The organism is Luteimonas sp. A649, assembly GCF_054072735.1.
Map to the genome: position 1 here is coordinate 1,349,638 of NZ_JBSVRQ010000001.1, position 11,617 is coordinate 1,361,254.

Annotated in this window: 13 protein-coding genes; 7 read left to right on the forward strand and 6 right to left on the reverse strand. The window is 69.6% G+C overall.

Translation table 11 applies throughout. From position 1 onward, the window contains the following. The first annotated feature begins 14 nt into the window (after positions 1-14). A complete protein-coding gene (locus tag ACW5E8_RS06295; protein ID WP_456964615.1) occupies positions 15-1,196 on the forward strand; it encodes an MFS transporter in 1,182 nt (393 codons plus the stop codon). A 179-nt stretch (positions 1,197-1,375) separates the two neighbouring features. Here the strand turns inward: ACW5E8_RS06295 and ACW5E8_RS06300 are convergent, their stop codons facing one another. The 5 genes from ACW5E8_RS06300 to ACW5E8_RS06320 are packed head-to-tail and all read right to left on the reverse strand — an operon-like array spanning position 1,376 to position 5,375. Further along, the gene (locus ACW5E8_RS06300; protein WP_456964616.1) at positions 1,376-2,065 is read right to left on the reverse strand and encodes a DUF2058 domain-containing protein; all 690 of its coding nucleotides are present in this window, start codon (positions 2,063-2,065) and stop codon (positions 1,376-1,378) included. Between the two features lie 6 nt (positions 2,066-2,071). Continuing rightward, positions 2,072-2,287 carry a SlyX family protein gene (locus ACW5E8_RS06305; protein ID WP_456964617.1) on the reverse strand — a complete coding sequence of 72 codons (216 nt, stop codon included), beginning with the start codon at positions 2,285-2,287 and terminating at the stop codon, positions 2,072-2,074. A 2-nt stretch (positions 2,288-2,289) separates the two neighbouring features. After that, a complete protein-coding gene (locus tag ACW5E8_RS06310) occupies positions 2,290-3,633 on the reverse strand; it encodes a UDP-glucose dehydrogenase family protein (RefSeq protein WP_456964618.1) in 1,344 nt (447 codons plus the stop codon). A 3-nt stretch (positions 3,634-3,636) separates the two neighbouring features. Continuing rightward, the gene (locus tag ACW5E8_RS06315) at positions 3,637-4,398 is read right to left on the reverse strand and encodes an FKBP-type peptidyl-prolyl cis-trans isomerase N-terminal domain-containing protein (RefSeq protein WP_456964619.1); all 762 of its coding nucleotides are present in this window, start codon (positions 4,396-4,398) and stop codon (positions 3,637-3,639) included. A 35-nt stretch (positions 4,399-4,433) separates the two neighbouring features. Further along, entirely contained in the window at positions 4,434-5,375 is a 942-nt protein-coding gene (locus tag ACW5E8_RS06320; protein WP_456964620.1) for an FKBP-type peptidyl-prolyl cis-trans isomerase, read from the reverse strand. A gap of 183 nt (positions 5,376-5,558) precedes the next feature. Here ACW5E8_RS06320 and ACW5E8_RS06325 point away from each other — a divergent pair, with 183 nt between their 5' ends. The 6 genes from ACW5E8_RS06325 (at position 5,559) to ACW5E8_RS06350 (ending at position 9,976) form a co-directional block, all read left to right on the forward strand. Next, positions 5,559-5,813 (forward strand): hypothetical protein, encoded by a 255-nt coding sequence (locus ACW5E8_RS06325; protein WP_456964621.1) that lies wholly within the window; start codon positions 5,559-5,561, stop codon positions 5,811-5,813. A 3-nt stretch (positions 5,814-5,816) separates the two neighbouring features. Continuing rightward, the gene (locus tag ACW5E8_RS06330; RefSeq protein WP_456964622.1) at positions 5,817-6,179 is read left to right on the forward strand and encodes a GntR family transcriptional regulator; all 363 of its coding nucleotides are present in this window, start codon (positions 5,817-5,819) and stop codon (positions 6,177-6,179) included. Beyond that, the gene (locus tag ACW5E8_RS06335; RefSeq protein ID WP_456964623.1) at positions 6,176-7,045 is read left to right on the forward strand and encodes an ABC transporter ATP-binding protein; all 870 of its coding nucleotides are present in this window, start codon (positions 6,176-6,178) and stop codon (positions 7,043-7,045) included. The genes ACW5E8_RS06330 and ACW5E8_RS06335 overlap by 4 nt, the downstream gene beginning before the upstream one ends. Then, positions 7,045-8,091 carry a hypothetical protein gene (locus ACW5E8_RS06340; RefSeq protein WP_456964624.1) on the forward strand — a complete coding sequence of 349 codons (1,047 nt, stop codon included), beginning with the start codon at positions 7,045-7,047 and terminating at the stop codon, positions 8,089-8,091. The genes ACW5E8_RS06335 and ACW5E8_RS06340 overlap by 1 nt, the downstream gene beginning before the upstream one ends. A 43-nt stretch (positions 8,092-8,134) precedes the next feature. Continuing rightward, entirely contained in the window at positions 8,135-8,980 is an 846-nt protein-coding gene (locus tag ACW5E8_RS06345) for a hypothetical protein (RefSeq protein WP_456964625.1), read from the forward strand. A gap of 96 nt (positions 8,981-9,076) precedes the next feature. After that, positions 9,077-9,976: a universal stress protein gene (locus ACW5E8_RS06350; RefSeq protein WP_456964626.1), complete on the forward strand. Its 900-nt coding sequence runs from the start codon at positions 9,077-9,079 to the stop codon at positions 9,974-9,976. A 24-nt stretch (positions 9,977-10,000) separates the two neighbouring features. Here the strand turns inward: ACW5E8_RS06350 and ACW5E8_RS06355 are convergent, their stop codons facing one another. Continuing rightward, positions 10,001-11,389 (reverse strand): class II fumarate hydratase, encoded by a 1,389-nt coding sequence (locus ACW5E8_RS06355; protein ID WP_456964627.1) that lies wholly within the window; start codon positions 11,387-11,389, stop codon positions 10,001-10,003. Positions 11,390-11,617 lie beyond the last annotated feature (228 nt).

Sequence of the window (11,617 nt, forward strand, 5' to 3'; positions counted from 1 at the left end):
CAGGGCGACAGCTGATGGTCCAGGTTCCGCACCCTCCAGCGGCGGCCGTCCCGATGGTGCGGCTGTCGAGTTTCTACTTCGCCTACTACGCGGCGCTGGGCGCATTCACGCCCTACTGGGCGCTGTACCTGCAGTCCCGGGGCATGTCCATCACCGCGATCAGCGTGATGATGAGCCTGTGGTACGCGACCCGCGTGGTCGCACCCACGACCTGGGCGACGCTGGCCGGGGCCTCGCCGCGCCCGATCCGCTGGCTGCGCATCGGCAGCGTGCTCACGGTGGCGAGCTTCGCCTGCTTCCTTCCGCAGCAGCCGGAATGGACGCTGTTCGCGGTGATGGTGGCGTTCTGCTTCTTCTACAACGCGGTGATGCCGCAGTTCGAGGCGATCACGCTGGGGCATCTCGGTGCCAACGCCCACCGCTACGGAACCGTGCGGGTCTGGGGCTCGATCGGCTTCATCCTGGTGACCTCGGGCTTCGGCTGGCTGATCGAGCACCGCGGCGCCGCCATCCTGCCGTGGGCGATGCTGCCGCTGTTCGCGCTGATGGCGCTGAGCGCCTTCGCCAACCGCGACGCCGGCCATGTCGGTCCGCGTGGTCCGGCGGGCGCCGGCTTCTGGAAGATCGTGCGGCAGCCGCGCGTGGCGGCGTTCCTGGTCGCGGCGTTCCTGGAGCAGCTTTCCTTCGGGCCTTACTACACCTTCTTCTCCGTCTACATGGACGGCCTGGGGTACTCGACCTCCATGCTCGGGCTGATGTGGACGGTGGGCGTGGTATTCGAGGTCGCGGTGTTTTTCACCATCGCCAGCGTCTTCCGCCGCTGGGACGCGAGCTGGCTGCTGCTGGTCTCGATGGCCAGCGCCGTGCTGCGCTGGTGGGCCACGGCGCTGTGGCCGGAGAGCCTGCCGGTGATGCTGGTCGCGCAGGCCACGCACGCCCTCAGTTTCGCGGCCTTCTTCGCCGCCGCCATGCAGCTGCTGGCACGCCACTTCCCGGGCCGCCTCAACGGCCACGCCCAGGGCCTGTTCTACGGGTTCTCGTCAGGCCTCGGCGGCGTACTCGGCGCCCTGATCGCCGGCCAGCTCTGGCCCTACGGCGACGGCCGCGTGGCCTTCCTCGCTGCGGGCGGCTTCGCCCTGGCCGGCTGTGTGATCGCCTGGATCTGGGTCGTGCCGAGGCGGGTGGGTTCCGGATAGGGCAAGAGCTTTTTCGGCCACGGATTCACGCGGATCACGCGGATCTGGCCGAGGCAAGTTTGGAAGGATTTTCGGAGTGGCTTGCACGTACCAGGCCAGACCCTGCGCAGCGCCCCTTCCAACAGCTTTTGCTTGATCCGCGTGATCCGCGTGAATCCGTGGCAAAAAGGCTCGTCGCCCTACCAGATCAGGTCGTCCGGCACCTGGTACTTCGGATCGGCATACGGGTCGTCGGCGGCCGGCGCGTTCGGGTCGACCCGGAGGGCGACGGCCTGCGGGAACACCGCTTCGGCTTCGGCCAGCGTGTCGAGGGTGACCACGAGGTAGCGGCCGTTGAGCTGCACGACGCCCAGTTCACCGGCGTTGATCGCGCGCAGCTGCGCTTCGGTCACGTGTACGCGCTTGATCTTGCCGCCGTACTCGAAGTGGCGGACGTGTTCGGCCTCGGCCACATTCAGGCCCTTGCCCTGCAGCAGCGTGGCCAGCTTCGCCTGCGCTTCGCGGCGCTGGCGCGCGGCTTCCTGCTTCTCCTGCTCGGCACGGATGCGCTCTTCCTTCTCGCGCTGCGCGCGGATGGCAAACGCCTTGGCAAGATCGATGTCGCCTTCGGCACGAGGCCCGCGCTGGCGACCGCCGCCACCGGGTGTCGACGCGCCCCTGCCCTCCTTCCTGCCCTGGCGGTCGGCCGCTGCCGGCCCCCTGCCCGGACCGCGCTCGTTGCGCGCGCCCTTGCCGCCGCCACGGTCGTTGCGTGCGAACTTCCCGGCGGGCGGCGTTCCGTCATTGCGACGCGGACCCTTGGGGCGCTCGGCAACGGGGGCCGGCTTGAAGCCCAGGCCCAGCAACTGGTCTTTGAGTGAATCGCTCATCGTCATTCAGTAGTGCGGCGGAGGTGGCTCATCGGCCGGGTTTCCGGTCGGGCCGGGGCGATCGGCGCGCAGCTCCTCGAGTGCGCGCCGCAGCAGGACATCGTTGCGCGACAGTTCCATGCGGGCTTCCGCCAGGGCGTCGTTGAGCTCGGCCAGCGCCTGCTCCTGGAAGGCCAGGCGCGTTTCCAGCTCCACCACCCGCGCCTCAATATCCGATGCCATGCTCAGGACACCTGCACCGAACGCCCGCGCCCGATGCCGTAATAGGCCAAGCCGGCGTCCTCGGCATCCCCGGGGGCATAGATGTTGCGGCCGTCGAACACCACGGCGTCGGCCAGCTGCGCGCGGATATGGGCCAGGTCGGCGCTGCGAAACTGCTTCCACTCGGTGACCACGACCAGCGCGTCGGCGCCCTCGAGGGCCTCGCTCGCCGAGCCGCACAGGACAAGGTCCTCGCGCTCGCCGAAGACCCGCCGCGCTTCGCCGGTCGCCTCTGGATCGTAAGCGCGGACGCGGGCGCCCGACGCCCACAGCTGCGCCAGCAGGCGCCGGCTGGAGGCCTCGCGCATGTCGTCCGTATCGGGCTTGAACGCCAGGCCCCAGACCGCGAAGGTCTTGCCGGCGATGCCGTCGTCGCCGTAGTGGCGCTGGATCAGGGCGTGCAGGTGGCCCTTCTGGCGTTCGTTCACCGCCTCCACCGCGTCAAGCAGCAGCGGCTGGTGCCCATGCTGCTGAGCGGTGCGTGCCAGCGCCTGGACGTCCTTCGGGAAGCAGGAGCCGCCGTAGCCGGCACCGGGATAGATGAAGTGCCAGCCGATGCGCGGATCCGAACCGATGCCCTTGCGCACCATCTCCACGTCGGCGCCCACGCGCTCGGCGATGTTGGAGATCTCGTTCATGAAGCTGATCTTGGTCGCGAGCATGGCGTTGGCCGCGTACTTGGTCAGCTCCGCCGAACGCACGTCCATGATCACGAAGCGGTCGTGGTTGCGGTTGAACGGCGCGTACAGGCGCTTGAGCTTTTCCGCGGCGGCGGCGCTGTCGACCCCGAGCACGATGCGGTCGGGACGCATGCAGTCCTCGACCGCCGCGCCCTCCTTCAGGAACTCCGGGTTGGAGACCACGTCGAAGGCGATGTCGACGCCACGCCCGGCCAGCACCGCGGAAATCGCCTCGCCCACGCGGGCGGCGGTACCGACCGGCACCGTCGACTTGTCGACCACGATCACCGGGCGCTCGAGGTGTTCGCCGATGGTGCGCGCCACCTCCAGCACGTACTGGAGGTCGGCGCTGCCGTCCTCGTCGGGCGGCGTGCCCACGGCGATGAACACCACTTCGCCGTGCGCGACCGCGCGCGCCGCATCGGTGGTGAACTCCAGCCGGCCGGCAGCGTGGTTGGCCTTCACCATCGGCTCCAGGCCCGGCTCGTAGATCGGGATGATGCCCCGCTTGAGGCCCTCGACCTTGCCGGCATCCACGTCGACGCAGACGACATCGTGCCCGACCTCTGCCAGGCAGGTGCCGGTGACCAGGCCGACGTAACCGGTGCCGAAGATGCTGACCCGCATGGCTTACTCCGCCGCCGCGTCCACGATGTCGAGCAGCTCGACCTCGAACACCAGCGCGCTGCCCGGCGCGATCGGACCACCCGGCGTGCCCATGTCGCCATAACCGAGGCTGCTCGGCAGCCAGAGCATGTACTTGCTGCCCGCCGACATCAGCTGGAGGCCTTCCTGCCAGCCGGGCACGACGCTCGACAGCGCGAACACAGCGGGCTCGCCGCGATCGTAGGAGCTGTCGAACACGGTGCCGTCGACCAGCGAGCCGCGGTAGTGGACGCTCACGCGGCTGTCGGGACCGGGCTTCGCGCCCTGGCCTTCCTCGAGCACCTTGTACTGCAGGCCGGACGCGGTGACCTGCACGCCTTCCTGCTTCGCGTTTTCCGCGAGGAAGGCCTCGCCGGCCTCGCGATTGGCGGCGGACATCTTGGTCTGCATGCGCTGGCCGAAGGCCTCGAAGGCCTGCCGCGCCTGCGCCTCGTCCATGAGCGGGGTTTCGCCATCCAGCGTGGCGCGCATGCCCTTGACCATGGCATCGACGTCGATCTCGTCCTTGACCTCGTCCAGCGTGCCGCCGATCTGCAGGCCGATGGCGTAGCCGGCCTGCTGCTTGGCGGTGGGCAGGCCAGGGATCCCGAGCGCGTCGGCGCTTGCGTCGGCGTCGGCAGACGCGGGCTTGGCCGCGTCGGGGTCGATCTTCTTGCAGGCGCCCAGGGCGACGAGGAGCGAAGCGGCCAGCAGGCTGGTCGCGATGGTGCGGACGGCAGTGTTCATCGATGTACCTCGGAAAGGGGGGCGGACAGCGGCGATCAGCGCAGCTGCAGGAGTTCGACGTCGAAGACCAGGGTGGCGTTGGGGGGAATGCTGCCGGGCGAGCCGTTACGACCGTAGGCGAGTTCGGAAGGGATCCAGAAGCGGTACTTCGCGCCCACCGGCATCAGCTGCAGGCCTTCGGTCCAGCCGGCAATCACCTGGCCCAGCCCGAAGGTCGCGGGATCGTTGCGTTCATAGGAGCTGTCGAAGACGGTGCCGTCGAGAAGCTTGCCCTCATAGTGCACGCGGACCTGCGAGCTCGCGGTCGGACGCGGGCCCGAGCCCTGGCGCAGCACCATGTACTGAAGTCCCGAGGCGGTGGTCACGACGCCCTTGACGCTGCGGTTGCCGGCAAGGAACGCGGCACCTTCGGTGGCATTGGCCTGGGCTGCGGCTTCGCTCTCGGCACGGGCGCGATCCTGAATGCGCTTGCTCAGCGCTTCCCGCACCGCGATCAGCTCCGCCTCGCCCAACAGCGGCTTGGTGCCGTCGAGCACCGTGGCCACGCCACGACCGAACACGGCCAGGTCGAGCTCGTCCTTGACCGGCGCCAGCGAACGGCCGACATCGGCGCCCACCAGCAGGCCGACCTTGCCGGCGTCCAACGACGGTGGCTGGCTGCCCGGCGCCATGCCCGGGATCTGCTGGCCGCCGCGCACGGCCACGCGCTGCATCAGCACAGGGGCGATCGCGGCCGCCTCTTCTTCGGTGACCAGTGGGTCGCCGCCCTCGAAGGCATGGGCCACCGCGCGCAGGAAGGCCGCGCGGTCGATATCGGGTCCCACGGCCTGGATCGAGTTACCGACGTCCATGCCGATCATGTAGCTGTTCTTTTCGCGCTCGGTGGACGGCACGGCGTTCTCCTGTGCAGATGCGGGGGCCAGCGACAGGGCCGCGGCAAATGACAGCGCGACCAGGCCGCGCAGCAAGGGTTTCATCGGGGATGCTCCTGGATACCGGCCGCTTCCACGCGGCGTCGAAGCGCCTATTGTCACGGCACGGGCCGCCTCGGGCAATCGCGGGCGACCCCTGCCATGAGTTGGGGACATCGGCGCTTGACGGGGTGTGTGGTGGTGTTATAGTTGCATACAACACCAGTCACCCCGAGCAGGACCCAAGCCATGGACCGCAAGCTCAACCACAGCCTGATCGCGCTCTCCGCCACCGGCCTGGTCTTGGCCGCAGCCCTGCTGGTCGGCACCCCCCCCGACAGCAACGGCCTGTCCGGCGGCCCCGCCCAGGACGCATCCCCGGCCAGCGGCCTTGACGATGCGGAGGCCGCGCGCCGCGACCGTCGCAGCGCCCGGGGCGGACGGCGGGGACTGGCCATGCCCTATTTCTCGTTCGCCCGCGGCATGCGCCGTATCGGAGGCTGAGCCATGTCCGGCATCCAGTGGAGCGACAGCGCTCCCATCTACCGCCAGCTGAAGGAGCGCGTCATCGCGATGATGCTCGACGGCCAGCTCAAGCCCGGCGACGCCCTGCCCTCGGTGCGCCAGGTCGCGGCGGAGTACCAGCTCAACCCGATCACCGTGTCGCGCGCCTACCAGGAGCTCGCCGACGAGGCGCTCGTCGAGAAGCGCCGGGGCCTGGGCATGTTCGTGACCGAAGAAGCATCGAAGAAACTGCTCGGCAACGAGCGGGACCGCTTCCTGACCGAGGAATGGCCGCTGGTGCTTGAACGCATCCGGCTGCTGGGCCTCACGCCCGGGGAATTGCTGCGCGAAGGAGACGCCGCATGAACATGCAAGACACCGCCGTCATCGATGCCCGCGGGCTGCAGAAGATCTACAAGAACTCGCGGGCCCTCGACGGGGCCTCGTTCCGCGTCGAGCGCGGCCGCATCGTCGGCCTGATCGGCCCCAACGGCGCCGGCAAGACCACCGCGCTCAAGGCGATCCTCGGGCTGATCCCCTTCCAGGGCGACCTGTCCGTGCTGGGGCGCGATCCGCGCAGCCAGCGCAACCTGCTGATGAACGATGTCTGCTTCATCGCCGACGTCGCCGTGCTTCCCCGGTGGATGAGGGTCCGCGAGGCGATCGCCTTCGTCGAAGGCGTGCATCCGCGCTTCGACCGCGCGCGCTGCGAGCGCTTCCTGGCCAACACCAAGCTCACCCCGAAGATGCGGGTGCGCGAGATGTCCAAGGGCATGATCGTGCAGCTGCACCTGGCCCTGGTGATGGCCATCGACGCCCGCCTGCTGGTGCTCGACGAGCCCACGCTGGGCCTGGACGTCCTCTATCGCAAGGAGTTCTACCAGCGCCTGCTGGAGGACTACTTCGACGAAGAGAAGACCATCGTCATCACCACCCACCAGGTCGAGGAAGTCGAGCACATCCTCACCGATGCCCTGTTCATCCGCGACGGCCGGATCGTGCTCGATGCGCCGATGGACGAGCTCGCCGCGCGCTTCACCGAGGTGCTGGTCGATGCAGGCCAGGCCGACGACGCGCGCGCGCTGTCGCCGATCGACGAGCGCAGCCTGCCGTTCGGCAAGACGGTGATGCTGTTCGACGGCGTCGAGCGCAGCGCCCTGGCCGCCTTCGGCGAAACCCGCACGCCGGGGCTCGCCGACCTCTTCGTCGCCACCATGAAGGGAACCTACTGATGAACGCGACAGTCGACACCCTGCCGGTCGCCAAGGCCCCGGCACACCGGACCCACCGCTTCGCGCTGCTGCTCAGGCGCGAATACTGGGAGCACAGGGGTGGCTTCTTCTGGGCGCCCACGATCGCGGCGGTGATCTCGCTGCTGCTGACCGCGATCCTCTTCGCGATCGCCCTGGTCGGCATGCGCAACGCCGACAGCGACGCGAAGGTGTTCCTCGACGATGGCAGGTCCATGTCCATCAACGGCCTCGACCTCGGCGTCCTGGCCGGGCAGCTCAGTGCGGAGGACAAGCTCCAGCTCGCCACCGGCATCGACCTGACCATGCTGCTGTCGTCGGCCTGGCCGTTCATCGTGATGGTGTTCGTGATGTTCTTCTACTGCCTGGGCGCGCTGTACGACGAACGCAAGGACCGCAGCGTCCTGTTCTGGAAGTCGCTGCCGGTGTCGGACGGCGAGACGGTGCTGTCCAAGATCGTCGCCGCCACGCTCGTCGTGCCCCTGCTGGCGACGCTCATCGCCATCGCCACCATGCTGGTGTTCCTGGTGCTGCTCAGCGGGGTGGTCGCGTACCACGGCGGCAATCCCTTCGAGCTCATCTGGGGTCCGGGCCATGCGCTGACCATTTCGCTGTCCCTGCTGGCAGTGATCCCGGTGTACGCGATCTGGGCACTGCCGACCGTGGGCTGGCTGATGCTCTGCTCGGCGTGGGCGCGCAGCGTGCCCTTCCTGTGGGCAGTGCTGGTGCCGGTGCTTGCCGGTGTATTCGTGACCATGTTCAGCGTGATGCGGCTGTTCGACCTCGGCGCCGAATGGTTCTGGAGCCACATCGTGGCGCGGATGCTGTTGGGCGTGGTCCCGCTGACGCCGTACGACCTGTCGCGCATGGACAGCGCGCACATCGAAAGCGCGGGCCTGGTCCATCTGATCGAGCCCGCGGCGGTCTACGGCAACCTGCTGCAGCCCGCCACCTGGATCGGTGCCGCGGCGGGCGTGGCCATGCTGCTGGTCGCCACCCGCCTGCGCCGCTGGCGCGACGAGGGCTGAACCCAGCCCGCCGCAATCCATGACACGAACACGAGGTGCCACCATGCGAATGACCCCGAACACGTTCTTCATCGCACTCTGCGTGCTGGGCCTGGCCGCTGCGCCGGCGCAGGCCGATGACGACCGCGCCTGCAAGCACAGCACGGCGCAGTCCCTGACGCTCGACATCGGCGACGCCCGCGTCATCGAGTTCGACGTCGGTGCCAGCAAGTTGCGCCTGGACGGCAAGTCCGGCAAGGCCGGCAGCCTGCAGGGCCGCGCCTGCGGTTCGAGCGAAAGCGAGCTCGCGCGCCTGAGCCTCGAGCAGTCACGCGAAGGCGACCGCCTGGTGGTGCGCCTGGCCCGCGAGGAGCGCGTTGGATTGAGTTTCGGCAACCGCTACGCGTACTTCGATCTCTCCGGCACGGTGCCTGACAACATGCCCATCGTGATCGGGGTGGGTTCGGGCGATGCCTGGGCGACCGGTCTCTCCGAACTCGGCCTCACCGTCGGCTCCGGCGATGCCGATGCGCGCCGGATCGCGGGCGAAGTGGATGCACGCGTCGGCTCCGGCGACATCGTACTGGCCGACATCGGCAGCCTGAACGTGGGCTCGATCGGCTCCGGCGACCTCGAAGCGCGCGGCGTCCGCGGCGACGCCCGCGTCGGCAGCATCGGTTCCGGCGACCTGGGCCTGCGTGATGTCCGCGGCAGCGTGGACATCGGTTCGATCGGCTCGGGCGATGCCGACCTCGAGCGCATTGGCGGCAGCGTCGATGTCGGCTCGGTGGGTTCGGGGGACATCGACGTCAGTGGCGTCGCCGGCGACCTGCGCGTGCGCGCGCTGGGCAGCGGCTCGGTCGACCACGATGGCGTCACCGGCAAGGTCGACCTGCCGCGCAAGCGCTGAACCCGTCGCGTGCGGAACCCCGCACGCGGCATCGCGGCTAGACTCGCTGCAGCCACGCCGCAGGACGCGGCGTCGCCCCCGCCAGCCGAGGCCGCCATGCACGACACTGTCTGGGACGCCGGCGCACCACGCGCCATCCTCCTCGCCACCGACCTCGACGGGCGCTGCGACCGCGCGCTCGACCGCGCCGTGGCCGTGGCCCGGCAGTGGCAGGCGAAGCTCGTCGTGCTGACCGTCGTGGAACCCCCGGCGGCGCCACCGCCGCGCATCGGTACCCCCGCCCCGCCACGCGCCAGCGAAGCCGCGTTGCGCGCGGCGGCGCGCCTGCGCCGCGACGTCGGCCCGGCCGCGAGCGGACTGGATTTCGAATTGCTGGTGCGCGAAGGACAGGTCGGCAGCTGCATCGAAGCGGTCGCCGCGGAAACCGGCAGCAGCCTGCTCGTCACCGGCGTGGCCCATGACGCCCTCTTCGGGCGCCACCTGCTCGGCTCGACCGTCACCTGGCTCGCGCGGCAGGGACGGCTTCCACTGCTGATCGTCCGTGACCGGGCGCACGCGCCATACGCGCGCATGGTCGTGTCGAGCGATTTCTCGCCGTCCTCCGCACGCGCGCTGGACGTCGCCCGCGAGCTCTTCCCGGACGCCGGGGCCACGCTGTTCAGCGCATTCGAGGTGCCCTACCTCGGCCTCCGCGACGGCGATCGTGACGAAAGCGTGGCGCAGGTGCATGACGACACGCTACGCGCGGCGGCCGGCTTCCTGGCCGAGCACGGCCATCCCGGCCTGCCCGTGGCCGCGGCACACGGCGACGCCGCCATCCGCCTCGCGGAACATGCCCTCGCCACCGCCGCGGACCTGGTGGTGGTGGCCAGTCACGGCCGCAACGCGCTCTTCCACCTGGTGATCGGCAGCGTGGCGCGCGAAATCCTGGACGCGAGCCCCTGCGACACCCTGCTGGTGCCGCAAGCGAAAGCGCGCAGGGCCGCGTCCGACTGACTCCGCTGCCGCGCGCGCCCGGGCTCAGCCCTGGATCCCGCCCCGCGTCAGCGCCAGCGGATCAAGCAGCGCGCGCAGCCTCGCCTCCGGCATCCCGGTCGCTTCAACCGCGACCTCCAGCACCGGCCGCCCCTCGCGGTAGGCCTGCTTGGCGATCGCCGCCGCCTTCTCGTAGCCGATCACCGGGTTGAGCGCGGTGACAAGGATGGGATTGCGCTCCACCGCCGCGCCGACCACGTCGCGCCGCACCTGCAGTCCGGCGATGACGCGATCGGCCAGCAGCCGCGATACCGCCGACAGCAGCCCGATCGACTCCAGCAGGTTGTTCGCGATCAGCGGCAGCGCGACGTTGAGCTGGAAGTTCCCGCCCTGCCCGGCCACCGTGACCGCGACGTGGTGCCCCATGACCTGGGCACAGGCCATCACCGTGGCTTCGGGGATCACCGGATTGACCTTGCCCGGCATGATCGAGCTGCCCGGCTGCAGCGCAGGCAGTTCCACTTCGCCCAGTCCCGCCAGCGGTCCCGAGTTCATCCAGCGCAGGTCGTTGGCGATCTTGGTCAGCGCCACGGCCAGCACGTTGAGCTGGCCCGACAGCTCCACCGCATCGTCCTGCGACGCGATGCCTTCGAACTTGTCCGCGGCCGACTCGAAGCGCGTGCCCGTCGTCGTCGACAGCCCCCGGCTCACCGCCTTGCCGAAGCGCGGATCGGCATTGATGCCGGTGCCGATGGCGGTGCCCCCGATCGGCAGCCGCCGCAGGCGCTTGAGCGCATCGGCCAGTCGCGCCTCCGCCGACGCAAGCTGTGATGACCAGGCGCCGAACTCCTGGGCGAAGGTCAGCGGCATCGCGTCCATCAGGTGCGTGCGACCGGTCTTGACCACCTTGCCCAGCGAGCGCGCGCGACGGTCGATGGTCCGCCGCAGGTGTTTCAGCGCAGGCAGCAGGTCCTCGACGACCGCCAGCTGCGCCGACACCCGCAGGGCAGTCGGGATGACGTCGTTCGAACTCTGGCCGAGGTTGACGTGGTCGTTCGGATGCACGCGCTTCTTCCCCGCGCGCGTGGCGAGGGTCGCGATGACCTCGTTGGCGTTCATGTTCGACGAGGTGCCCGAGCCGGTCTGGTAGATGTCGATCGGGAAATGGGCATCGTGCTCACCGGCGGCGACGGCGTTGGCCGCCTTGCGGATCGACGCCGCCAGGCCTTTGGGCAGCAGGCCGAAGCCGGCATTGGCATCGGCGGCGGCAGCCTTCACCAACCCCAGCGCACGGATGAACCCGCGCGGCATCGGCCGCCCGCTGACGGGGAAGTTGTCCACCGCGCGCTGGGTCGACGCGCCCCACAGCGCATCGGCGGGCACCTGCAGTTCGCCCATGCTGTCGTGCTCGGTTCGAAAGCCCGTGTTGGCCATGTCGTCCTCCAGTCCGTTTCACTGGAGGATACGCCGCGCCTCGTGTGGGCCTGCGCCTCGTGGGGGTTGGTGCCTCAGGTGGAGCCGGCCTCGGGCAGGTCCGCGCCGCAGGAGACGGCTGGCGGGGGGAGAGGCCGTTCCCTAAGCCACGCGGCCCCCCTGTGCGCCGATGCTCAACGAAAGCAATCTCTCCCGAAGCCGCACAACCGCACACCCGCGAAAGCGTGC

Coding starts and splice junctions, on each gene's coding strand:
- ACW5E8_RS06295 (WP_456964615.1), top strand. CDS start 15: ATGGTCCAGGTTCCGCACCCTCCAGCGGCGGCCGTCCCGATGGTGCGG.
- ACW5E8_RS06300 (WP_456964616.1), bottom strand. CDS start 2,065: ATGAGCGATTCACTCAAAGACCAGTTGCTGGGCCTGGGCTTCAAGCCG.
- ACW5E8_RS06305 (WP_456964617.1), bottom strand. CDS start 2,287: ATGGCATCGGATATTGAGGCGCGGGTGGTGGAGCTGGAAACGCGCCTG.
- ACW5E8_RS06310 (WP_456964618.1), bottom strand. CDS start 3,633: ATGCGGGTCAGCATCTTCGGCACCGGTTACGTCGGCCTGGTCACCGGC.
- ACW5E8_RS06315 (WP_456964619.1), bottom strand. CDS start 4,398: ATGAACACTGCCGTCCGCACCATCGCGACCAGCCTGCTGGCCGCTTCG.
- ACW5E8_RS06320 (WP_456964620.1), bottom strand. CDS start 5,375: ATGAAACCCTTGCTGCGCGGCCTGGTCGCGCTGTCATTTGCCGCGGCC.
- ACW5E8_RS06325 (WP_456964621.1), top strand. CDS start 5,559: ATGGACCGCAAGCTCAACCACAGCCTGATCGCGCTCTCCGCCACCGGC.
- ACW5E8_RS06330 (WP_456964622.1), top strand. CDS start 5,817: ATGTCCGGCATCCAGTGGAGCGACAGCGCTCCCATCTACCGCCAGCTG.
- ACW5E8_RS06335 (WP_456964623.1), top strand. CDS start 6,176: ATGAACATGCAAGACACCGCCGTCATCGATGCCCGCGGGCTGCAGAAG.
- ACW5E8_RS06340 (WP_456964624.1), top strand. CDS start 7,045: ATGAACGCGACAGTCGACACCCTGCCGGTCGCCAAGGCCCCGGCACAC.
- ACW5E8_RS06345 (WP_456964625.1), top strand. CDS start 8,135: ATGCGAATGACCCCGAACACGTTCTTCATCGCACTCTGCGTGCTGGGC.
- ACW5E8_RS06350 (WP_456964626.1), top strand. CDS start 9,077: ATGCACGACACTGTCTGGGACGCCGGCGCACCACGCGCCATCCTCCTC.
- ACW5E8_RS06355 (WP_456964627.1), bottom strand. CDS start 11,389: ATGGCCAACACGGGCTTTCGAACCGAGCACGACAGCATGGGCGAACTG.